At 46.5% G+C, this 22,286-nt stretch carries 16 protein-coding genes; 7 read left to right on the top strand and 9 right to left on the bottom strand.

The window, feature by feature from the left end; all coding sequences use genetic code 11:
* The first annotated feature begins 521 nt into the window (after positions 1-521).
* The 3 genes from DVG78_RS03210 (at position 522) to DVG78_RS03200 (ending at position 3,598) form a co-directional block, all read left to right on the top strand.
* Positions 522-1,448, top strand: a complete 927-nt coding sequence (locus DVG78_RS03210) for an AraC family transcriptional regulator (RefSeq protein ID WP_114068635.1) — start codon at positions 522-524, stop codon at positions 1,446-1,448.
* Positions 1,449-1,556: 108 nt separating this feature from the next.
* On the top strand, positions 1,557-2,255 hold the full coding sequence (locus DVG78_RS03205; RefSeq protein WP_229598119.1) for a membrane or secreted protein: 699 nt from the start codon (positions 1,557-1,559) through the stop codon (positions 2,253-2,255).
* A gap of 59 nt (positions 2,256-2,314) precedes the next feature.
* A complete protein-coding gene (locus DVG78_RS03200; protein ID WP_114459638.1) occupies positions 2,315-3,598 on the top strand; it encodes a UDP-N-acetylmuramoyl-tripeptide--D-alanyl-D-alanine ligase in 1,284 nt (427 codons plus the stop codon).
* A 6-nt stretch (positions 3,599-3,604) separates the two neighbouring features.
* On the opposite strand, the gene DVG78_RS03195 is transcribed toward DVG78_RS03200, so the two are convergent.
* On the bottom strand, positions 3,605-4,870 hold the full coding sequence (locus tag DVG78_RS03195) for a DUF2264 domain-containing protein (protein WP_114459637.1): 1,266 nt from the start codon (positions 4,868-4,870) through the stop codon (positions 3,605-3,607).
* A gap of 28 nt (positions 4,871-4,898) precedes the next feature.
* Positions 4,899-6,014: a lactonase family protein gene (locus DVG78_RS03190; RefSeq protein WP_114459636.1), complete on the bottom strand. Its 1,116-nt coding sequence runs from the start codon at positions 6,012-6,014 to the stop codon at positions 4,899-4,901.
* Positions 6,015-6,204: 190 nt separating this feature from the next.
* Here DVG78_RS03190 and DVG78_RS03185 point away from each other — a divergent pair, with 190 nt between their 5' ends.
* Together DVG78_RS03185 and DVG78_RS03180 are read left to right on the top strand one after the other, a co-directional pair.
* Positions 6,205-6,741, top strand: coding sequence for a heme NO-binding domain-containing protein (locus DVG78_RS03185; RefSeq protein WP_114459635.1), 537 nt, complete (start codon positions 6,205-6,207; stop codon positions 6,739-6,741).
* Between the two features lies 1 nt (position 6,742).
* On the top strand, positions 6,743-9,598 hold the full coding sequence (locus DVG78_RS03180) for a PAS domain S-box protein (protein WP_114459634.1): 2,856 nt from the start codon (positions 6,743-6,745) through the stop codon (positions 9,596-9,598).
* Here DVG78_RS03180 and DVG78_RS03175 read toward each other — a convergent pair.
* The 6 genes from DVG78_RS03175 to DVG78_RS03150 form a co-directional block, all read right to left on the bottom strand.
* Positions 9,593-11,476 carry a pectinesterase family protein gene (locus DVG78_RS03175; RefSeq protein ID WP_114459633.1) on the bottom strand — a complete coding sequence of 628 codons (1,884 nt, stop codon included), beginning with the start codon at positions 11,474-11,476 and terminating at the stop codon, positions 9,593-9,595. The genes DVG78_RS03180 and DVG78_RS03175 overlap by 6 nt on opposite strands.
* A gap of 12 nt (positions 11,477-11,488) precedes the next feature.
* Positions 11,489-12,562 carry a pectate lyase gene (pelA, locus tag DVG78_RS03170; protein ID WP_114460017.1) on the bottom strand — a complete coding sequence of 358 codons (1,074 nt, stop codon included), beginning with the start codon at positions 12,560-12,562 and terminating at the stop codon, positions 11,489-11,491.
* Positions 12,563-12,622: 60 nt separating this feature from the next.
* Positions 12,623-14,410 (bottom strand): RagB/SusD family nutrient uptake outer membrane protein, encoded by a 1,788-nt coding sequence (locus tag DVG78_RS03165; RefSeq protein WP_114459632.1) that lies wholly within the window; start codon positions 14,408-14,410, stop codon positions 12,623-12,625.
* A gap of 67 nt (positions 14,411-14,477) precedes the next feature.
* Positions 14,478-17,669: a SusC/RagA family TonB-linked outer membrane protein gene (locus tag DVG78_RS03160; protein ID WP_114459631.1), complete on the bottom strand. Its 3,192-nt coding sequence runs from the start codon at positions 17,667-17,669 to the stop codon at positions 14,478-14,480.
* Between the two features lie 28 nt (positions 17,670-17,697).
* Positions 17,698-18,528, bottom strand: a complete 831-nt coding sequence (gene kduI, locus DVG78_RS03155) for a 5-dehydro-4-deoxy-D-glucuronate isomerase (protein WP_114459630.1) — start codon at positions 18,526-18,528, stop codon at positions 17,698-17,700.
* A gap of 47 nt (positions 18,529-18,575) precedes the next feature.
* Positions 18,576-19,337 (bottom strand): SDR family oxidoreductase, encoded by a 762-nt coding sequence (locus DVG78_RS03150; protein WP_199563188.1) that lies wholly within the window; start codon positions 19,335-19,337, stop codon positions 18,576-18,578.
* A 294-nt stretch (positions 19,338-19,631) separates the two neighbouring features.
* Between DVG78_RS03150 and DVG78_RS03145 the strand changes: the two genes are divergently transcribed.
* Positions 19,632-20,663: a LacI family DNA-binding transcriptional regulator gene (locus DVG78_RS03145; protein ID WP_114459628.1), complete on the top strand. Its 1,032-nt coding sequence runs from the start codon at positions 19,632-19,634 to the stop codon at positions 20,661-20,663.
* A gap of 10 nt (positions 20,664-20,673) precedes the next feature.
* Complete coding sequence (locus tag DVG78_RS03140) at positions 20,674-21,873, top strand: N-acetylmuramoyl-L-alanine amidase family protein (protein WP_114459627.1); 1,200 nt, start codon at positions 20,674-20,676, stop codon at positions 21,871-21,873.
* A gap of 27 nt (positions 21,874-21,900) precedes the next feature.
* On the opposite strand, the gene DVG78_RS03135 is transcribed toward DVG78_RS03140, so the two are convergent.
* The coding region (locus DVG78_RS03135) for a transposase (protein WP_147276975.1) at positions 21,901-22,286 on the bottom strand (386 nt) is incomplete at its 5' end.

Raw genomic sequence — 22,286 nt, 5'->3', positions numbered from 1 at the left:
CGCTTTATTTATTCCTCAAAACGCTTCGCCTCTCCCCTACGGGAATCGTCATCCCGCACCCCAACCTTTAAGCCTGATTTTATTTCCTCTCCCCTGCTACATCAAAATTCTGTTTTCTAAAAAAATGGGCTGGTACATTTCATACCCAAGCAATGTCTTTTTTTCCAAAGCATCACAAACCCTAAAACCCCATTATTTGGATTAAGGAAAGATTCGAGCAAAACGCAAAATGCCCCGTTCATTCCTACGATTCTTTCTTTAAAAAAAATATTTTTCAAAAAAAGTACCCCTGAAATACAAAATTTCTCAATAGCCTTATTGGGGCAAAAAGCCCAAATAATCCAATTTTTACTGTTTTTGTAAAAAAAAGTATGCGTTTTCTTGCAGGATTCGTGTACTTTTTTTTATATTGAAAAAAATTCCACACTTGTATTAGTTTTGTACAATTATTAGTTTTGTACAAATTTTAAAGAATATCCGTTTTTCGTAAGAATACAAGCAACGCACTTAACCATTACCCAATGGAAGATTATAATAAAATCATCGAATCGCTCGGAGTGAAGTTTATCAAGGCTCGTCACATCCGTATGCTGCAAACCATCACAATTAAAAACTTTTACGACGTCGAAAACTCGTTGATGATCCTCTATGATGGAGAGGTATTGTTTGCCAACGAAAAAATCGAAGTCGGCGATATGCTGTTCATCCCAGGCGGAAAACACGCGACCGTTACCTACAGCAGCGGCGACAACGTGCAACCCAAAGTGGTCAGCAACGAAGAATTCCTGACGCGTCGTGAGTTGTATTTCGACAGTTTGCGCGATGCCACTCAGGTTGGAAAAATTCCTCACTCGTTTGGTTTAGTTGCGTTTGATGCCAAAGTGTTTGATTCAGTCAACTTCTTTACGTCGTTGGACATTCCTCCTTTCATCATCAAGAACAACTCTTATCTGGGACGCCTCATCGGCGAGATTCTTCAGGAAGATTTTAACGAGACTCCAGGGCGCGGTCGTATCATCAAAATTAAGACCGAAGAGCTAGCCATTGAGGTCATTAGGTATATTTTGAAGAACAAGCTGTTTGTGGAGCAATTGGTGACCAACAGTACTTATTTCAAAGACCCACGCTTGATTGATATTTTTGCCTACATCAAAGATAATTTAGGGGGTGATTTATCCAACAAAGTGTTGGCCAACGTCGCCAACGTTTCAGAAGATTACGTAGGACAATACTTTAAAATGCTGACGGGTATCAATCCGCAGGATTATATTGAATACCAACGCATGGAAGAAGCCGTAACGCTGCTCCGTACGTCAAAGAAAAGCATTCGGGCCATCGGTGCCGAAGTGGGCTACAAAGATACTGCCTATTTCTGCCGTCGCTTCAAAATGATGTTTGGTATTCCGGCCGGCAAGATGCGCCGCCGCGAATCGCTGATGAACGTTTAAAGGTGAAAAATAGATTGACTCATAAAGCAGCTCATCCCGATGGGCTGCTTTATTGTTTTTGCGGGGTTTTGGCTTAAATTTGCTTAAAAAACGAAACCTTGTCCAAATATGAAAAAGCTATTTTACCTATCGCAAATTGTTGTTTTAGGTCTTTTATTTGCAGTACAGGCATTGGGCCAGATCAAGGGTGCATGGAAACAAACTTCTCCTGATGGAAAAACGACGATGTTAATTTGCTCGGACAATTACCTAATGATTTCACGTTACCAAGAAAAAGAATTTTTATACACAGAAGGGGGAGTTTACAACCTCACCGACGGTACGCTGACCTACAAAAGTGAGTTCAATTCGGTGGATACTTCCAAAGTGGGTAAGGCGTTGAGTTTTAAAATTAATTTTTCAGGCAATAAGTTTTCAGTTGAGGGCTTGGGCGAATGGCAACAGGTAGATGATGCCAATACCCCCGCTGCCGCTGTCTACCGTATTACGGGCCGTATGGGCAACGACAACAAAATCAGCCCCATGCAGCGCGGCGCACGAAAAACCCTCAAAATGCTCACTGGCACCCGTTTTCAGTGGGTAGCCATCAATCCTGAGACCAAGCAGTTTTCGGGAACGGGCGGTGGAACCTACACCATCAAAGATGGGAAATACACCGAAACCATTGATTTTTTCAGCCGCGACAACAACCGCGTTGGGGCTTCGCTGAGTTTTGATTATGAGCTTAAAGACGGCAAAGACTGGCACCATAGCGGCCTGAGCAGCGCTGGCGCCAAGATTTATGAAATATGGAGCAAAGAGCAATAGCCTCTAGAAAGCGTCTCTAACTGCCCAATCCTCAATACACACTACCGCTTAGAATTAGAATGACCATTCCTCAACTCCACGATTTTTTTCGCACCTGTACGGGTGTATCGACCGATACCCGTCAAATTACCGAAGGATGTTTGTTTGTCGCCCTGCGTGGCGACAAGTTTGACGGCAATGCATACGCCAAAGACGCACTTGAAAAGGGCGCAAAGTACGCAATTGTGGATAACCCCGAGATAGCTGTGGATAACCGTTATCTGTTGGTGGATAATAGTCTGGAAGCGCTCCAACAATTGGCCGCTTTTCACCGACGCCAATTATCCATTCCAGTGATTGGCCTGACTGGCTCCAACGGAAAAACCACCACCAAAGAGTTGATTGCGGCGGTATTGTCCAAAAAATTCAGAACCTACGCCACCAAAGGTAATCTCAACAATCATATCGGCGTACCGCTTACCCTCTTGGCCATCGACGATAGCTACGAAATAGCCGTGGTGGAAATGGGGGCCAACCACCAAAAAGAGATTGCACTTTTGAGCAGCATTTCCCAACCGACTCACGGCCTGATTACCAACATAGGCAAAGCCCATTTGGAAGGTTTTGGCGGAATAGAAGGCGTCAAAATCGGAAAAGGAGAGCTGTATGATTGGTTGTCTCAATCGGCAGGTACGGTGTTTATCAACGGGGCTAATCCTACGCTCGTGGACATGGCCGCCCAACGCTCTTTCGCAAAAAAAATCACGTATTTAACGGGCGATGCAGCCCCCGTTCTGCTCGAAGATTCGCCGTTGGTAAAGTATCGTGATGCCGAAGGGAATCAAATACAAACTCACCTGACGGGAAAGTATAACTTTGAAAACATCGCCGTGGCGATGGCCATCGGTACGCATTTTGGGGTTTCCAATGCATTGGCCAACAAAGCGGTAGCGGAGTATAATCCCACCAACAACCGCTCTCAAATCATCCAAAAAGGCACTAACACCATACTTATGGATGCCTACAACGCCAATCCATCGTCGATGTCAGCGGCGGTTGAAAACTTTGGACGACTGAAGGCAGAGCGGAAAATGGTGATTTTGGGCGATATGCTCGAACTCGGCGAAGAATCAGCCCAAGAACACCTTGCTTTGGGGAAATTAGTGGCACAACAACAATTCGACGTGGTGATTTTGGCGGGAAAACTCATGCAGGACGCCCTGCCAGCGCTACCCAAAGCCTACTATTTCCCCGATAAATTTTCGTTACACAATTGGATTGTAGACCATCCGCAAACCAATACCCACGTGCTTATCAAAGGCTCGCGGGGAATGGGGCTTGAAACGGTTGTGCCTTATTTATAACGAAGATTAATAGCCTACGGCGTAGTCTTTTTTGAACGGTTTTCCCGACCACGCCTTTTGCTGCGTCCATTCGGCGTCGGGGTCGCTCCAGAATGGGTCGGTGGCGGGTAAACCCAACGGAATAAATCCTAAAGTGGTCAAATACATGCTTCCCGCGTTGGAATATGAATCGGCAATATTGGGTTGGTGCCCCGCAAAACCCAGCGTAAGCCAGCCATCTTTGTCAAAAATTCCTTCCTGCGCAAACATCCGTTTCATGACCGCTGTGAGCGCACAGCGCACCTGAGCTGGGCTAACCCCTTCGGGCAATTGATGAATCAAGGCCGCATGGGTCAACGCCTGAAACGCCCCCAAACGATACGTTACGCTACGACCAAAGGCAGGAAAAGAACCTTCTGGGGATATTAATCTTTCCAAAAAATCGGCGTGCCGTTGCATTCGCTTGACCGCCACCCCATAACGTTCCTGCAATGCCTTATGGTTGCCCATAGGCGATTGTCGTTTGTTGGCTTCCAGCCATGTTTGCAGTACATCGACCATCATAGGCTGAATTACGAAGGAGTTGTAATAATCGGTGTGAAAGACTTCACCGTCCTTAAACCAGCCATCACCTACGTACCAATCTTCGATTTTTCGAACGCCGAATTCGATGCGGTAACGGTCGGCTTCTTCACCGATAGATAGCAAAAAAGCTTCCACGATGGCCGCAAACAAGACCCAGTTATTGTTGGGCGGAACCACTCGACGCAATAACTTAAATTCCTCAATGACTCGTTTTTGGGTAACATTATCCAGTGGTTTCCAGAGTGCATCGGGGGCTTTAATGAGGGCTTGTGCCAGAAACGCCGCATCGACCAATGTCTGCCCCTCTTTTCTCCAAAGCATATAATCAGGGTGCGATGGGTTCACGCTGTTTTCGATGCTTTTAAGGGCATAGCCCCGCATTTTTTTGCGCAGTTGCCCTTCTTCGGTAGTGTCGTCGGGTAGCGCAAGCCACGGAGCTACGCCTACGATGGTTCGGGCAAAACCCTCTAAGTAGGCTACTTTTGCGTTTCGGTTGTCCCAAGCGGGGCTGTATTCAACTTTCCAATTTTTCACCAACGTACCTTCTGCCAGATTTTTGAGCACAGGCTCGGCAATTTTATACAACAATTTGGCCCAATACAGTCGGGCCGTATCATCGGCTTTATTTAGTTGAGTACCAGCCAAAGGTACACCAACCGCACCCAAGCCCAACAAGGTATTTTTTTGAATAAAATCGCGACGATTCATGAAAGATATAGCAGGTCAAAATCCTTTTTTACTTCATTAATTTCAAACAAACGGGCATCGAAACCTTGATTTCCTTTCCTGTGGGGGTCAGTTTTCCCGTTTTAGTGTCACGGCTAAACACCACCACGTTGTCGCTGTCTTGATTGGCTACCAAAATCCATTTGCCAGTGGGGTCAATCATAAAATTACGGGGGGTTTTTCCCAGTACATTTTGATGGCCTACGTAGGTCAATTGTCCCGTTTTTTGATTAATGCTGTAAATCACCAAACTTTCGTGCGTGCGGTTGGAGCCATACAAAAATTTACCATCGGGAGAAATGTGAATATCTGCGCACCACTTGCGGCCAGCGTAGTCGTCGGGGAGGGTCGTAATCGTCTGGAAAGGCGCCAATTTGCCCTCTTTGTAGTTAAAGCCCGTCACGGTGGCATCCAACTCCTGAATCACGTACGCAAACTTCCCATTGGGATGAAACGTAAAATGCCGGGGGCCAGCGCCAGGAGTGGTAGCCGTAAAAGCAGGATTTCCGGGGGTCAGTTGGCCCGTTTCTGCGTTCAGCGTATAAGTCATGATTTTGTCGGTTCCTAAATCAGGAACAAACACGTCACGGTTGTTGGGGGCGATATTGATAGAGTGAACGTGCGGTTTTTCTTGGCGTTCTGTATTTACGCTTTTGCCTTCGTGCTGTATGGTCTGGACGGGCTTCCCAACCGAACCGTCGGCCTGAATGGGCAGTACGCTCAGACTCCCACCGCCATAATTACCAACAATAACCCATTTCCCAGTTTTATCAACCGTTATATGGCATGGCCCTACCCCACCCGCCGACTGCGTGTTTAGTAAAATCAAACTTTGCGATTGCTTGTCAAATGAAAAGGCACTTACCGCCCCTCCGCTCATTTCTGCCACAGAATACACAAAACGTTGGTCGGGTGAAAATGCCAGAAAAGATGGATTTTTAACCCCTTTTCCAATCGTTACGGGAGTAAGGTCTCCCGTTTTGGAATTAAACTGATAGACATAAATCCCCTCACTGGCTTTGGAAGTATAGGTTCCTATAAACAGAAGATGGCCTGTATTTTGGCCATTTGATACAATACTTATTAGATATAGAAACCCAAAGAGGAGGAGGCTGGCTCTTTTCATGTCTTAAATCGGTTAAAAAGAAGTGGTAATTATCATTTTTTCGCTCTTTTTCTAAAGTAATAAAAAAAATGCTTTTACCCACGATTCCGGCACTAGTTTTGGGGTTTATCATGAATGTTAAAAAAAATGCATAACTTTTGGTCTTATTTCAGTTCAATATAGTACCTTAATTTACATACTCATATACGTTATGAAAGGCATAGTATTTACCGAGTTTCTCGACATGGTTGAGCAAAACTTCGGTTATGAAATGGTTGACACATTACTCAACGAGTCGGAATTACCTTCAGGAGGCATCTACACAAGCATCGGCACTTACAATCACCAAGAAATGGTAAACCTGCTTGTAACCCTGAATATGAGAACCAAAACCCCCATTTCACAGCTATTGAGGACTTTTGGTCGCTACCTGTTTCAACGTTTCACAAAAATATACAGTCATCTGATTGACGAAGCCCCCGATGCTTTTTCCTTTCTGGGTTCTATTCACAATTACATCCATGTTGAAGTACGAAAGCTGTACCCGGATGCAGAACTGCCCCATTTTGACATAGAACAACCCAATGCAAATACCTTAGTAATGCACTACTCGTCTGTCAGAAGCATGGGAGATTTGGCGTATGGCCTTATTGAGGGCGCAATGAAGCACTACGGAGAAACGGCAACGATAACGCAGGAACTTCTACAAGAAGACGGTAGTCAGATAAAATTTGTGATTGAAAAGTAGTATGCAAGACATCGAAATTTTACAAAGACGGGTAGAACGGGAACGCAAAGCTCGCCTGCAAGCCGAGGCAATTCTGGAAGAAAAAGCTTTACAACTCTATCAAGTCAATGAACAACTGCGGCTCCTCAACGAAAACCTTGAACAACAGGTAATTGAAGGTGGCGCCAAACTTCAAAAAAGTGAAAAAAGATACCGACAGCTCATTGAGTCTGTGCAGGATATTATCTATAAAATTTCACCTACGGGATATTTTACGTTTGTGAACCCCGTGGTTGAACAACGTCTGGGGTACTGCCCTGACGAAATCATCGGGCATCATTTTACCGAACTGGTGGTGCCTGAATACCGTGAGAAACTTGTCAATTTTTATTGGGAAATGGTGCACTTTCAAAAAGAAAGCACCTATAATGACTTCCCAGTCTACAAAAAAAATGGCGAAATTGCTTGGATTGGGCAAACGGTGCGGCTCATCGAAATTGAAGGAAACGTAGTGGAGCTGGTTGCAGTAGCACGCGACATTACCGAACAGGTCGCCACCGACGATGCCCTCCGCACTACCCAAACTCGTTTATCAACCCTTATCACCAATCTGCAAAAAGGCGTCTTGGTAGAAGACGAAAACCGCAAAATTATTCTGGTCAATCAATTATTTTGCGACCTTTTTGAGATTCCCGCCCCCGCCGAAACGTTAATCGGGATCGATTGCTCGCAATCAGCTGAACAATCAAAATACCTATTCATAAATCCAGAAGAATTCGCCAAACAAATCAACGATTTGCTGGCCAAACAAGAAATCTGCATCAATGAAGAATTACACATGGTCAATGGTCGCATTCTTGAACGCGACTATATTCCGATTTTTTTGGAAGGTCAATACCGAGGGCACCTTTGGAAATATGCCGATGTAACCGAGCAGTTTCTGGCCAGAGAACAAATTCGAAAAAGCGAAGAAAAATACCGGGGCATCATGAACAACATGGAGCTCGGCCTCATTGAAGTAGACAAGGAGGACCGCATTGTCCGGGCCTACGACCGCTTCTGTCTGATGATGGGCTACACAGAAGAGGAACTCATCGGCAAAGGGGCATCTGATTTATTCTTGCCGCCCGAATTTCGCGGAATATTTGAGCAGCATCAGTCGATAAGAAGCGAGGGTAGGGCAACGTCGTACGAAGTTCAAATGATGAAAAAAGACGGAAGCCGCATCTGGGTCATTCTCAGTGGTGCGCCCATCATGGACGAGCACGGCAACATAGTTGGTTCTATGGGAATCCACTACGATATTTCAGCACGAAAACACCTAGAACAAGAACTCGCCCTCGCCAAAGAAATTGCGGAAGAAGCGCGTCAGGCTGAAAAACAGTTTTTGGCAAATATGAGCCACGAAATTCGTACTCCGCTCAATGCCATCATTGGAATGACCCACTTATTATTTGACACCCGCCCCAGCAAACAGCAGTACGAGTACCTTGATATTCTTAAATCATCGGCTGATTTTCTACACAGTCTTATCTCAGATTTACTTGACATGGCAAAAATTGAAGCTGGACGCATCGAAGTTCAGAACCATCCATTTGATTTAGTGGGTCTTCTAAGAACTACCCAACGGGTATTTCAAATCAAGCTGGAAAACCGCCCCATTGAGTTGGATTTAATGATTGACGGCCGTATTTCGGGCAACTATCTGGGCGACGATGTAATGTTGAATCAAATCCTGCTCAATATCATTGGCAATGCCGAGAAATTTACGGAAGAAGGAACGATTGAAATGACGGTAAAACTCAAGAAAGAAGACAATGAAACCTGCTGGATTGAGTTTAAAATAGCCGACACGGGCATCGGCATTCCGAAAGAAAAATTGGAATTAATTTTTCAGAAATTTAAGCAAGTCAACCCACAAGGACACAAACACAAGGGCACTGGCCTGGGGCTATCTATTACCAAACAACTCGTTGAATTGCAAGGCGGTACCCTAACGGTAAAAAGCTACGAAGGAGAAGGAACCACTTTTACGTTTACCCTGCCCTTTCAAAAATCCGACACTGAGATTGTTAAAAACGACTATACAATTGAAGATGGCACCGCCAATTTAGAGCTGTGCAACTTGCTCGTTGTGGAAGATAACATCATGAACCAACGCTACATCAGCGGCTTGCTCAACAAATGGAATATTCCGTTTACCATCGCCATTGACGGCAGAAAAGCGGTGGAACAAGCCCATAAACAGCATTTCGATATTATTCTGATGGATATTCAAATGCCAAATATGGACGGCTACGAAGCAACGTTGACCATTCGAAATACAAATAATCTCAACCAAAATACGCCCATTGTTGCCCTTACCGCCTCGGCAATGATAGACCAGAAAAACAAGACGAAATCGGTCGGAATGAATGATTTTATCACCAAGCCATTTACTCCCTCGCAGCTGTTAAGTGTTATTCAAAAGTTCCTCAAAGTAGAAAACCTACCTACACCCACCCCAGTTTCTCTCCCTGAGCCAACATCTACGCTTCTCGATTTCTCTCGCCTCAAAGAATTGTACGGCGACGACAATGAGTACATTCTGGATATGATGGAAACTTTTCTGACCGATGCACTACCCGATTTTTCAGAATTTCAGGCATTAATAAATACCAACGACTGGGTGACTTTGAGCAAGTTGGCACACCGGTTAAAACCTAGCCTCGGGATGGTAGGACTCACAGATTTGGAAAAAACAATGGCCGAAATTGAAAACCAAGCCCGTAAGCAACCAGAAGCTGAAAGTTTACAGCTACTTTTAAACCACGTCAATACCCAACTTGAAACAGGCGTAAAAGAAATTAAACGCGAAATTGAGAAGCTGAAACTATAACACCTTTCTCAAAAAAGATACAATATGCTCCACCATTGGGTCAAACCAGGGAGTAAACAATACAAAAGTGTGCGGGGCTTCTGGAAAAGAGTGCACCTCTGAATAACGCCCCAAAGCGTCCATTTTTCGCCGCATTTCATCGCGGCCAGCGTGCATTCTATTGACCGAACTATTGATAAACAAAATAGGCGGTGTGTTTTTGTCAACGTGCTGTAGCGCCCCCGCCTCGTTCCAAAGTTCAGGATTTTGGGTTTTATTATAGCCAAACCAATACGTAGCGGCCGAAATAGACTTGCTGTCGTCTCCTTCTCCAGATTCGGGATGAATGAACGCCAACGTACCGTCAAGGTCAACAATGGCGTTGATTTTGCTCGAAAAAGCGGCATTGCCCAACTCCCCTTCAAATTTCGGCAAGCCGTTGGTGCTGCCCAACAAGGCCGCTAACTGCCCGCCCGCCGAAAATCCCAATGCGGCAATTTTGTCGACGTCAATGGTATATTTTTTAGCATTGGCCCTCAACCATCGAACCGCCGCTTTCAGGTCATATACCGCCGCAGGATACAGTGCTTCGGTCGACAGTCGGTACTCGACAGTCACGGCCACAAATCCACGTTCAGCCAGTTTTTGGGCCAAGGGTATGTGCTGAGAACGGTCGCCCGACCTCCAGCCTCCCCCGTGAATAATGAGAACCGTAGGGCGAGGCTTGGTCGTTTTGGCTTTTGGATAAAACACATCTAATTCCAAATCGCGCGTACCCGTATTGGCGTAAGCAATGTCATAGACTTCATTGACCGAAGCAAGCTTTTTAGCTTCCACCACTGCACTGTTGGGAAATTGTTTCTGAATCTGGGCAAAAGCCCGTTTCGTGTTAAACGATGTATCTCGCACGCCCGTCAACCCGAAAGTAAGCAAAGGCGCTTCTGGATTCCAGTGGTCTTTGCCGCCCAACACCTGCGCAACAGTGTATTTTTTAGCATCATTTTCAGATAATTGCTTTGACCAAGCTACCCGTTTTTCGGGATTTGCCCCCGCACCTTTGGATTGATATTCGGCATAAAAAGCCGTTTTTTCGGCGTTGGGTTTGTCCCAATTGTGCCAGCCTTCGGGCTTGACAACTTTTGAAAGATTACAATTTAGAAAAACGGTTTGGGCATAGTCTCGCCACGGGCGCCCCAAATAAACACTGGCTTCGGGCGACTCACCGTCCAAGTCGCATTGGTTAAATACATACCCAAATGCCTGTCCCGAAGGCGTAGAAGCCGCCGTAATATAGCCGCCTTTGAGTTTGGAATAGATTCGGCAATGTTGGAAATAAGCAATCGCCCAACCAAAGATAAAATCTACGGTACCTTCTATATAACAGTTTTTGTAATACTGCCGCGCCCCTTCTCTTTTGGGATAAAGGGTATCTTGAAACCCTAAGAATCGACAATTTATAAAACGCGCCCGGTCTCCGTCAACAAGCATCGCAACGGCCTGACCCACCGGCCCCGAAGCGTTGGCAAAAGTAATGTCAATGGCCGTAAAATCATTGGCAACAATGCGCGTAGAGGTTGAGGTCGTGGTGCCAAGCTTGATACCCTCGGCATTGATTTTGCCCGAATAATCATCGTACGTAAGCACCGTATGTTGGGCATCTTCGCCCATGAGCGTCACGTGATTTTTGGTCGAATCGAGGGTGAGTTTTTCTTTGTAAATACCTTTTTTGATACGGATTAAAACCGCCTTTGTGTTATTGAGAGGCACCGCATTAAAGGCCGCCTGCACCGTCGTAAAATCCCCCGAACCGTCTTGGGCAACGGTAATAAGGTTTTTATGGGTTGATTGGGCAAACAAATTGTTTACCAAAATAAGGCTCAAAAAGAGATAACTTCTCATGTTTTGTTATTTTTATTTCCCCCACTTTTGTACCCAGTTGGGATACTCCGTTGACAATAGCTTCGCAGGCCAAGTGCCATAATACGCGTACCCGACGCGGCGCTCGTTCTCAATTTCGGCCAATGTCGCTCTCGGTACGCTATCTCGCCCCGTAAAAAACGGCTTGTTGGTTTCGAGGTCATAAAACCGCGCCCAAACCGTTGAATTGGGGTCAGCTACTACAATTCTATCTTTGCCTTTGGTTTGGGTAGCATCTACAATATCTTGGGTTTTGATTCCAACGATTTTTGAAGCATCCAACCACGCCACGGCGGCATTGATTGCCTTTCTGATTTCAGGCGACGGATTATCGACGGACATCAAAAATCGTACGATTCCTACGCTTTCACTTCCGCTCAAAGAAGCCAACTCAAAAGCTCGCGCTTTGGCAGGCAGGAGGGTTGTGCGGTCGTGTTGGGCACCCCAAGCGGTGAGTTTTCCTTTTTGAATAAATTGGGTTTTCAAAATGCAGTTTATCCCTTTCTCTACCGCGACTTTGGCCCGGGGAATCAGGGATTTATCTACGTTTTCAAAATCATTGACTCTTTCTGAAATGGACTTCATGAGCCACATCACGTCTATCATCGCGTTGTCGTTGAAGGTGATATGTTTGCGATAGCCACTCGTATCAGGATAAAATTGCCCCCAACCTCCCGCTGGATTTTGAGCGGTCAAGAGATAGTTAATCCCTCTTTCGGCAGCCTGCAAATACGCCAGATTATGGGTCTTTTTGTAGGTTGAAACCAAGGTTTTTATTTCTCGGGTAGTTGCTTGGTCGTCGATGGTCGCGTCTAAGTTATTTTTTTCGGTACGCAACGTCGCCTTCAATGCTTCTGGCAATGTTTTGTTATAATCAATCGCATTGCCTCCCGGCTGAGGCCAGCCGCCGTTGTTGCGCTGGTAGAGCAACATTCGTTCCGCAATCGAATCTTTCACAACTTCCTGCGGGGTCGAAGTCGGTAACGCTATTTTACAACTTCCCGAACCCCAAAGAAGACATGAACACAAAAATGTAATCAGTAAGCTTAACAACGATTTGTTTTTCATGGGCTTTTCTTTTTGTTTATGCAGTCGCTCGCGAGATGCGAGCGACTGCATAACTGCGGATTAATACCCTGGATTTTGCTTCAATTTACCCTGATACGCATCTACCGTAGCTTGGTCATACGGGAAAAGTTCACTTTTTCCAGACACAAAGAATCGGGCAATTCCTGCGTGGAGCTGCACTCCGTCGATGAGATTGGTGGTCAGGTGTTGTCTCCAATCCAAACGCGTCCATCCCGCAGGGGCCGTGGTGAGCGCAGTGGGCTGATAGAAGGAATTCATCCACTGGATTTCTTCCCCGTTATTTTTCCAGAAAATATACCTTGGCACATTTGCATAAGCTCCTTTTGCATCTCTCATATCTTGAATTTTTTGACGGGTTTCGGCAATTTTTTGGGTCAATAAATTCCAACGAATCAAGTCAAATTTACGAATGCCTTCGCTGCCAAATTCTAAGTATCGTTCGTTGACGATAGCCTCAAAAAAGCCTGCTTTATCGGTGGGGGTTTTGCCCATTTTGCCTTCGTTGCCTTTATAGGCTCTTTTTCGCACTTCCTCAAAAGCAGAAATGGCGGCGGCCGTTGGCCCGTTCAGTTCGTTTTCGGCTTCAGCAAACATCAGCAACACATCCGCAAAGCGAATCAAAGGCCAGTTATAGCCAGGGTTGAGGGCCGTGCCTGGCAGCAAGGGCACACGCCAGTCTTTTCTGAATTTTCCGTCGGTGATTTCCCCCAAACGTCGCGGCGATTTGAGATTGGTTGCCGCTACGGCATACAACGTTGTGGTTACGTCGCGGCGGGTGTCGGTGGAGTCAAAAGCATAGAAATAATTGGGTAATACCAACAAACCACCCCCGCCAGTACCGTAGCGAGAAGCGGCATTGACCGACGGCCCGTTGTAATTTCCCATGCGGCTGTCGGAGTTGGAATTGGACCCGCCAGCGCCCACTTCAAAAATAATTTCACCGAAAGGGTCATACGTAAACGACGTTAGCTTGCGCCAAATATCTTCAAAACTTGGGTTGAGGGTATGTTCACCGCGCTTGGCCATGAGGTCGGCACACTCATCGCGGGCAATTTTGATGTAGGTTTGATAATCAGTATTACGCTCCATTTTCCCGTTGCTGCGCAAGGCGTAACCGCCCCTGAACATCGCCAGTTTAGCCCGCAACGCCTTCACGGCTCCTTTCGTAATGCGCTCATTGCGAGGGCCCGCTTCGGTACGCCACGGCACAAGGTCGGTGGCTGTTTTTAAATCTTCGATGAGTTTGGCGTAGGTCACGTCGCGGTCAGCCTGAGGAATAAACAAATCTTCCTGCTTGTAGGCAGGCGTAAACGGGGCAGGTACGTCGCCCCAGTTACGAATCAGTTCAAACAAAAACTGTGCCCTCAAGGTCAATACTTCCCCGTGTAAGCGGCGTAATTCTTTCTTTTCGGCGTCGCTTCCGTTCGCGTAAAGAGCCATTTGCGGAATTTGTTCGATGCACAAATTGGCTTTTTCGATACCCCGATACAACTGCAAAAACGGATTGCGAAGCTCAGCGTTGGTGAGCAACAATTGATAACGACCAATGCCCCGGCGGCCGTTATCAATGTTGCCAGAGACAATCATTTCGTCCGAATCGTATGGGTAATACATATTGATACGGATTCCGTAGCCATTGTCGCCCATGAGTTCATCATACACTCCGATGACCGCGTTGGTGGCGTTGGCAACATTCCCAAACGCATCCGAAATGCTGATTTGAGATTTGGGCTGCACTTCGAGATATTCTTTACAGCCACTCACCATCAACAGCGTAACGAAGAAAGGGATGGCTAAAACAGTTATTTTTTTTAATATATTTTTCATCTTGAATCGAAATTATAGATGTTTTAAAGTCCCTTCTACTTTCTGGAGAAGGGATTTAGGGATGAGGTTAAAACGTCAAATTCACTCCCAAAACCCATGTTTTAGCCCGAGGATAGCCTGCAAAATCGACTCCTTGCGTAAGTGGATCGGAGCGACGCGTATTTACTTCGGGGTCGTAGCCAGTGTATTTGGTCAACGTGGCCAAATTGTTGACCGTCGCAAAAGCCCGGAATCTTGACAGTTTGATTTTCTTCAACACTTCACTCGGCAACGAATAGCCCACAGTGAGGTTGTTGATTCTTAAAAACGAACCATCTTCAACTGCCCACGAGTGCAACCAATAACGCTGAACGCGCACTGGCGACCAAATAGTGGCGTTGGCATTCAAGGCCGCCAGCGAAGTGGGGTCAGTGACAACCTGTCCTTGGTCGTTGATGTTGGTCCAGCGGTCTTTCATAAATTCCAGCATGTTTAGGCTTGGAAACGCCCCGTCGGTCATTTCAATTTTATTGGCGTTGTAGATGTCATTCCCTACCACCCAGTTCATAAACAGGCTCAAATCGAAGTTTTTATACGCAATCTGGTTGTTCCAGCCACCGATAAATTTCGGGTTGGCATTGCCGATAACCGTGCGGTCTTTGTCGGCAGTGACAAGTCCGTCACCATCAATGTCTTTCCATTTCAACATCCCCGGCTGCGGGGTGCCATAGACAGAATTGACGGCAATACCCGGCTTAATGGTATAAGTATTGGTGGTTGCATTGAAGGTAAAATCATCCACTTTATAAAATCCGTCGGTCACAAAACCGTACATCAGCCCTACTGGCTCGCCTACTTTTACGAGGTAATCATCGGTGCCGTCGGAGCCTTGCCAGCCTGAGTTGCGGGTCAATTGGGTCACCGTACCGAGCCCCGTCACCGTATTTTTATTGGTCGAAATGTTCAGGTTTGAATTCCACGTAAAGTCTTTTTTCTGAATGATGTACGCGTTTAGCTGTACTTCGATTCCCTTATTGGTAGTAGAGCCCAAATTTTTGATTTGCGACGAATACCCCGAAGTTGGAGGAATAGCCACGGCCAACAATAAATTTCTTCCGCTGTTTTTGTACGCATCAATGGAAAGTTGGAAACGGTTACTCAAAAATGATAAATCCAAACCTACGTTTTGTGACACGTTTGACTCCCATTTCAAGTCCTCATTGGCCAAGGCAATCGGCGCATAGCCCGGCAACACGCTGTGGTTGAGGGCGTATTCGCCCGTGACGCCGTACAGTTGCTGATACAATAAATCGCCAATGCGGTTATTGCCCGCAACACCGTATCCAAGTCGCACTTTACCGTCGGTGAGAAATTTGCTTCCTTTCATAAAATTCTCCTTAGTAAAGCGCCAAGCCACGGTTCCCGAAGGAAAAACGAGCGCTCCGTTGGCGTACTTAAACTTCGAAGAACGGTCGGAACGCAGCGAAACCGTCGCCAAATATTTATCATTATATCCATAACTCACGCGCCCAAACAACGAAAACAGACGGTTGGCAGGCGTTTCGTTGGAGATAGGCCGCGCCTGCTGTGCGCCCGTGGGCGGCGAGCCGAGGCCCATGTTGGCCAAGGCCTGTTCGGCCGAAATATCGCTGGGAAAATAGCGCGTTTCAATCGTGGTACTTTTGCTGACATTCTGATAAATTTCCTGCCCTACAATCACGTTTAAGTCGTGTTTGGACTCAAACTTTTTGCTGTATTGCAGCGTATTTGAATTGTTGATGGTAACGGCCGATTGTTGAAAAATAGAAGCTACTGGCTGCCGGGCAAAATTGCGGGCAGTTCCCGTAATTTTACTCCAGAATGAGTTATTCCGGGCATCATTGTTGTCAATTCCGATGGTGGTTTTAAACGTCAGATTTTTCAGAATACTGTAGCTTGCGTAGCCGCTCAGGTTGATGGCTTTCGTGTAGGCTTTGCGGTATTCGGCCTGCGTCATCAGAATGGGATTGACCAAGTTGCCCGAAGATATATAGAGATCTTCATCAAAATCATCTACTTCTGGAGCCACCCCAACAACCAACGGACGATACTGCACTGAGTGGCGAAGGCGGTTGGTCGATTTCGTCCCGCTTGTGGTAGTACCTGCTCCGCTGACAGTCTGGTTCAGGTAGCGTACGTTGAATCCAAGCCGCAGTTTTTCGGAGGCTTTGTGGTCCATTTTGAAGGTCGCCAAATACCGGTCAAAACCTGATTCCAACAATACACCGTCTTCTTTGTTGGCCGTAAGACTTAAATTATAGTTGGTAGCGGCATTGCCACCGTTGACAATCAAATTATGGTTTTGGTACGTGGCCTGCCGCCCAAATACCTCTTCTTGCCAGTCAATCGGGGTTACGGTTTTGTATTGATTGAGGTTTTCCCAAGCACCGTACTGATCCGAAAAGCTTTTTTCGGCCGCTGCATCGTTGCGGCTGCGCTCGTACTGCCAACGTACAAAATCGTACGGATTCATGACGGGCAGTTTTTTAAATATTTCACGTACGCCCACGGAGCCGTTATAACTCACGGTTGTTTTGCCACCTTTGCCCGACTTTGTGGTAATAATTACCACGCCATTAGCGCCACGTGCGCCATAAATAGCGGTCGTTGAAGCATCTTTCAGCACATCAATGGTCTCAATATCTTGCGGCGAAAGGAATGAAAGCGCATTTTCAACCTGAATCCCGTCAACGATATAGATGGGTGAATTATCTTGGGTAATAGAACCGCCGCCACGAATACGGATTTGAATATCGGCCCCCGGCGCACCTTCTGAGGTGGTAACACGCACTCCCGCCAAGCGCCCCGTGAGGGCTTCGGCGGCATTGGTGAGGGGAATATCTTTCAATTGCTTAGCCCCGACCGACGAAACCGAACCCGTCAAATCGCGGCGATTGATGGCCTCGCCGTACCCAATCACAACCACCTCCTCCAACATTTTTTGGTCGGGATTGAGGGAGAGATTTACCTCCGAGCGGTTGCCCACTACGACGCTTTCGGGGAGGTAGCCCACAAAGCTAAAAATAAGCACTGCCTCATTTTTTTCGGGAACGTTAATCGAGAACTTTCCTTCGACAGAAGTGGTCGTTCCTACGTTGGTGCCTTTGAGCAAAATACTCACGCCAGGTAGGGTTTCGCCCGATACGCCGTCGGTCACGGTTCCCGTTACCCGCCGATTTTGCGACCATGCCAAGGGCACAAAACCGAGAAACAAGCATAAGGTAAAAAGGTGTTTTTTCATGTAATAGGTCGTTTATTGGTGTAAGTAACTATCGTAAAGCAGGAATCGGAAGCAAATCCATATCGGTAAAATCCTTGTTCTCGCCCGCCATTCCCCAGATGAAAGAATAGCTGGACGTACCGCAGCCCGAGTGAATCGACCACGGCGGTGAAAGGATAGCTTGGTGATTGGCTACCCACAAATGACGCGTTTGTGTAGGCTCGCCCATGAGGTGCAGCACCCCGTGGTTTTCGGGCACGTCAAAGTAACAATAGGCCTCCATGCGTCGGTCGTGCGTGTGAGCCGGCATCGTATTCCAGACACTCCCCGTTTGGAGTACCGTCAATCCCATCACCAATTGACAGCTTTGAATACCGCCTTCGTGGATGTATTTGTAAATGGTGCGTTGGTTGGCCGTTTCGACCGCACCCAGATTAACCGGCGACGCTTCTTCTTTGGTAAAAGCCCGATTGGGATACGTATGATGCGCTGGCGACGACAACAAAAAGAAGCGGGCAGGGTTCTCTACATTTTGGCTGCTAAAAACCACATTCTGAGTACCTTTCCCTAGGTACAAACAACCTAATTTGTCCAGTTCAAACGTAACTCCGTCGGCCACGATACGGCCTTTGCCCCCCACATTGATAATGCCCAGTTCGCGGCGCTCCAGAAAATAGGTAGCTTTGAGAGCATCGTGTGTTTCGAGCGTAATGGTACTCTCCAGCGGCATTGCACCGCCAGTCAACACCCGGTCATAATGCGAATACACCCATTCGATTTGATTGGGTGTAAATAGTGTTTCAATCAAGAAGTTTTCGCGAAGCTCTTCGGTATTCATCTGGGCCGTTTCTTTACGGCTACTTTCGTGTCTTATTTGCATTTGAGTTCATTAATTAAATGTGAAATAATTCGCTGTATTTCAAATATTTACCGCCCCATCCATCCGCCATCTACGGTCAAAACCGTACCATTTACGTAGTCAGAAGCCGAAGATGCCAAAAACACGGCTGGACCTTTGAAGTCATCTGGCTCGCCCCAACGACCCGCCGGAATACGGTCTAAAATGGACTTGCTACGGTCGGCATCGGCCCGCAACGCGGTTGTGTTATCCGTTGAAATGTAGCCAGGCGCAATCGCGTTGACGTTGACCCCTCTGCCCGCCCATTCATTGGCGAGGGCTTTTACGAGACTCCCTACCGCCCCTTTGCTCGCCGCATAGCCAGGTACGTTTATCCCCCCCTGAAAAGTGAGCAACGAGGCCGTGAAGACAATCTTCCCATACCCTCTTTCCATCATTTCTTTCCCAAACTCTCTGGCCAAAATAAACTGCGCATCTAGGTTGATGGACAGCACTTTATCCCAATACTCATCGGGGTGGCTAGCCGCTGGTTCGCGTAGGATAATGCCCGCGTTATTGAAGAGAATATCAATGCAAGAATGGTCTTTTTTTACCTGATTGATAAATGTGTATAATGAACTGCGGTCGCCTAAATCAGCCGCGTAGGGGCTGAATTTCCGTCCCAATTGATGCACGGCTTTTTCAATTTCACTTCCTTGCAACGGCATTGACCGCGACACCCCGATGATGTCGGCCCCCGCTTCGGCGAGACCAGTGGCTATTGCCAAGCCAATTCCTCGGTCGCAGCCAGTTATCAATGCCACTTTACCCGTCAAGTCGAAGTTTTTCATTTTCCTGATTTTAATTTTTTTTAGAAATTTGGATAAAAAGCATTGTTATCCATTTGCTTTACCTCATTCTATTCAGTCGTTGCAGTATTCAAGTTTAGTCCATAATTTTAGTACATTACAAATATTTTGTTGACTTTTTTTATGCAATCGTTGTCGGCAACGTTCCCAAAATGTCAGAAACAGAGTTTATCTTGTTTTTTTTTGAGTTGTTTACCAAAAAGGCGTATCTTCACTTCTCAAAAGAGAATCCTTTACCCAGAATAAAAAAATTGTACAAAACCAATAATTAAGACTGTGGAGATAATTACCATAAAAGATATAGCTAAGGCGCTCAATCTTTCAACTTCTACAGTATCGAGGGCGTTGCGGGGGAGCTACGAAATTAACCCCGAAACCAAGCGACTGGTCATGGAATATGCCGAGCGGATGAACTACCGCCCCAACCCCATTGCCTTGAGTTTAAAAGAAAACCGTAGCCGTTCGATTGGCGTAATTATTCCTGAGATTGCCAACAATTTCTTTTCGCAGGCCATTAACGGCATGGAATCCATCGCCTACAATCGTGGGTATCATGTGGTGATTTCGCAAAACCACGAATCTTACGAGCGTGAGCTGGTCAGCACACAATATCTTGCTCAACGCAGGGTAGACGGGCTTCTGGTTTCTCTTTCGGGAGAAAGCAATGACTTGGAACACTTTAAAGAGCTGCAAACCAAAGGCTTACCGATTGTTTTTTTTGACCGAGTACCGCAGGATTACATTACGCACAAAGTAATCGCCGATAACTTTGCTGGAGCATACGAAGCCACCGAGCACCTGATTAAACAGGGTTTTCGCCGCATTGCCCACTTAACCAGTCCTTCGTGGCTTTCCATTACGTATGAACGGCTGGAAGGTTACAAAAAAGCGCTCCAAAACCACGACATCCCCATTGAAGACTCCTACATCAAGTATTGCAGTCACGGGGGGATGATTTTGGAAGAAGTTGAACAGGCAGTAATGGAGTTGATTAACCATCCCAACCGACCCGATGCTATTTTTACGGCTGGCGACCGCCTTTCTACCACTTGCATGTCGCTGATTCGGCGAGAAGGGCTGCGTATTCCCGAAGACATCGCCATCGTTGGATTTACCAATTTGATTACGGCTCATTTGCTCAATCCCGCCCTGAGTGCGGTTCGTCAGCCAGCGTATGAGATGGGGCAATTGGCCACCGAATTTTTAATCGATCTGATTGAGCGCCCGAAAGCGACGATTCGTTTCGAAACGAAAAAATTGGATACACATTTGATTATCCGTGATTCTTCTCTCAAAGCCACCACGTAATTTCAGACCAATGCTTCGTTTTTTGTGCATTGCCTGTTTTCCTTTTTTTTTACAGGCCCAAACCCGCGACACCCTCACGGCACTTCGATCCGATTCTACCTTTTTTGTCCGCACCAAAGGCCCATTGGCCTACCTCAATTATGGGGTGGGTGAAGACCGCCTCGGAGGCGCAAAAATGGGGTATGTCGATTCGCTGGTGTTGCTCAAAGTCACCGCTAAATACAAAGACCTTTATCGGGTACGTTTGACCGACCAACTGTCGGCGTGGATTCCACAAACCCTCACCAAACGCGATACCAACGTACGACTCCCATCGGTACAATATTTAACGGCTTCTTGGCGCATATCTGGCGACAATCGCCAAGATTATGTGTCCATCCCATTGCCCGAACGATTGCCCTACCGCAGCCGTCAGGAGATGAATCCAGCGCGAATTGTGGTGGACATTTTCGGGGTCACGGCCAACACCAACTGGATTACGCAACTTCGCACAGCTAAAGAGATTAAAAACATTGATTATGAGCAGGTTGCCGATGACCAATTCCGGGTTATTATTTCCCTGCAACATGCGCAGCATTGGGGTTACGCCATCGGCTACGAAGGGCGTCGGCTGGTGATACGCGTTACGCATCAACCCGAAAAATTACGCCTTCGTGACCTGACCATCGCGGTAGACGCTGGCCACGGCGGTAGCAACTTAGGCGCTCGGGGACTGCGGTCAAAACAATACGAAAAAGACTTTAATCTCAGCATTGCCCGACATTTACAGGAAGAACTTGAACGTAAGGGGGCAACGGTGCTGATGACCCGCAACAATGATTCCCTGATCAATAACACCGACCGCGTACTGAGCCTTCGTAAACTCAAACCCGACTTGCTCATTAGTATTCACAACAACGCGGCAGGCGATACCACCAAAACCAAAGGAACAAGTACGTACTATAAACACCTTGGATACAGGCCGTTGAGTCAAGCCATTTTGGAGCGATTGTTGGAAATGGGATTGACCGAATACGGCAATGTAGGTCGTTTTAATTTTGCGCTCAACAGCCCTACCGAATACCCCAACGTGTTGGTAGAAGGGCTGTTTTTAAGCCACCCCGACGACGAGGCGCTTATTTTGGAAGACGGGTACCGAAAAAAAATGGCGAAACAGATTCGGAAAGGAGTAGCAGATTGGCTAAAACAAGTCAGAAAGCAACGTTCGTAAAAATAGATTACGTAATTTTAACGTGAGTTATGGATATAGGTGCTTTTGGGGAGCAATAACGATTGAGGGCTTAGTATGGTAAAAACAATAAGCAATGAGCCCAGCAAGAATGTTGATTTGGGCATTGATTGGACTTCGATGTCGAGTATGCTCTATATCAAAAATAGACGTCAATAAATCATTGACAGATTCAATAAGTCCTCTTTTGCGGAGTTTAAGTTTATCCCCTAACGGCATGAGCATATTTTTCATTTTACGTCGTAACTTAGTGATTATTTGCAATCCGTTTTGGTAAAACTCGGAAAACAAACTGGAAAGGTAACCTCGATCACCGAAACACTGCCCTTTCAAATTGTCCAATAAGTGGGTAAGTACATGAGCATTATTATCCGCCACATTGGCTTGGGTAAGCA

Origin of the sequence: Runella aurantiaca, assembly GCF_003339505.1 — a bacterium.
Taxonomy (GTDB): Bacteria; Bacteroidota; Bacteroidia; order Cytophagales; family Spirosomataceae; genus Runella; species Runella aurantiaca.
Note: the sequence above shows the minus strand (reverse complement) of the source record. Positions and strands in the feature narration are given on the sequence as shown.

Coding starts and splice junctions, on each gene's coding strand:
- DVG78_RS03175 (WP_114459633.1), bottom strand. CDS start 11,476: ATGAGAAGTTATCTCTTTTTGAGCCTTATTTTGGTAAACAATTTGTTT.
- DVG78_RS03165 (WP_114459632.1), bottom strand. CDS start 14,410: ATGAAAAATATATTAAAAAAAATAACTGTTTTAGCCATCCCTTTCTTC.
- DVG78_RS03205 (WP_229598119.1), top strand. CDS start 1,557: ATGAAAAAGCTATTTTACCTATCGCAAATTGTTGTTTTAGGTCTTTTA.
- DVG78_RS03160 (WP_114459631.1), bottom strand. CDS start 17,669: ATGAAAAAACACCTTTTTACCTTATGCTTGTTTCTCGGTTTTGTGCCC.
- DVG78_RS03140 (WP_114459627.1), top strand. CDS start 20,674: ATGCTTCGTTTTTTGTGCATTGCCTGTTTTCCTTTTTTTTTACAGGCC.
- kduI (WP_114459630.1), bottom strand. CDS start 18,528: ATGCAAATAAGACACGAAAGTAGCCGTAAAGAAACGGCCCAGATGAAT.
- pelA (WP_114460017.1), bottom strand. CDS start 12,562: ATGAAAAACAAATCGTTGTTAAGCTTACTGATTACATTTTTGTGTTCA.
- DVG78_RS03200 (WP_114459638.1), top strand. CDS start 2,315: ATGACCATTCCTCAACTCCACGATTTTTTTCGCACCTGTACGGGTGTA.
- DVG78_RS03195 (WP_114459637.1), bottom strand. CDS start 4,870: ATGAATCGTCGCGATTTTATTCAAAAAAATACCTTGTTGGGCTTGGGT.
- DVG78_RS03185 (WP_114459635.1), top strand. CDS start 6,205: ATGAAAGGCATAGTATTTACCGAGTTTCTCGACATGGTTGAGCAAAAC.
- DVG78_RS03190 (WP_114459636.1), bottom strand. CDS start 6,014: ATGAAAAGAGCCAGCCTCCTCCTCTTTGGGTTTCTATATCTAATAAGT.
- DVG78_RS03150 (WP_199563188.1), bottom strand. CDS start 19,337: ATGAAAAACTTCGACTTGACGGGTAAAGTGGCATTGATAACTGGCTGC.
- DVG78_RS03210 (WP_114068635.1), top strand. CDS start 522: ATGGAAGATTATAATAAAATCATCGAATCGCTCGGAGTGAAGTTTATC.
- DVG78_RS03180 (WP_114459634.1), top strand. CDS start 6,743: ATGCAAGACATCGAAATTTTACAAAGACGGGTAGAACGGGAACGCAAA.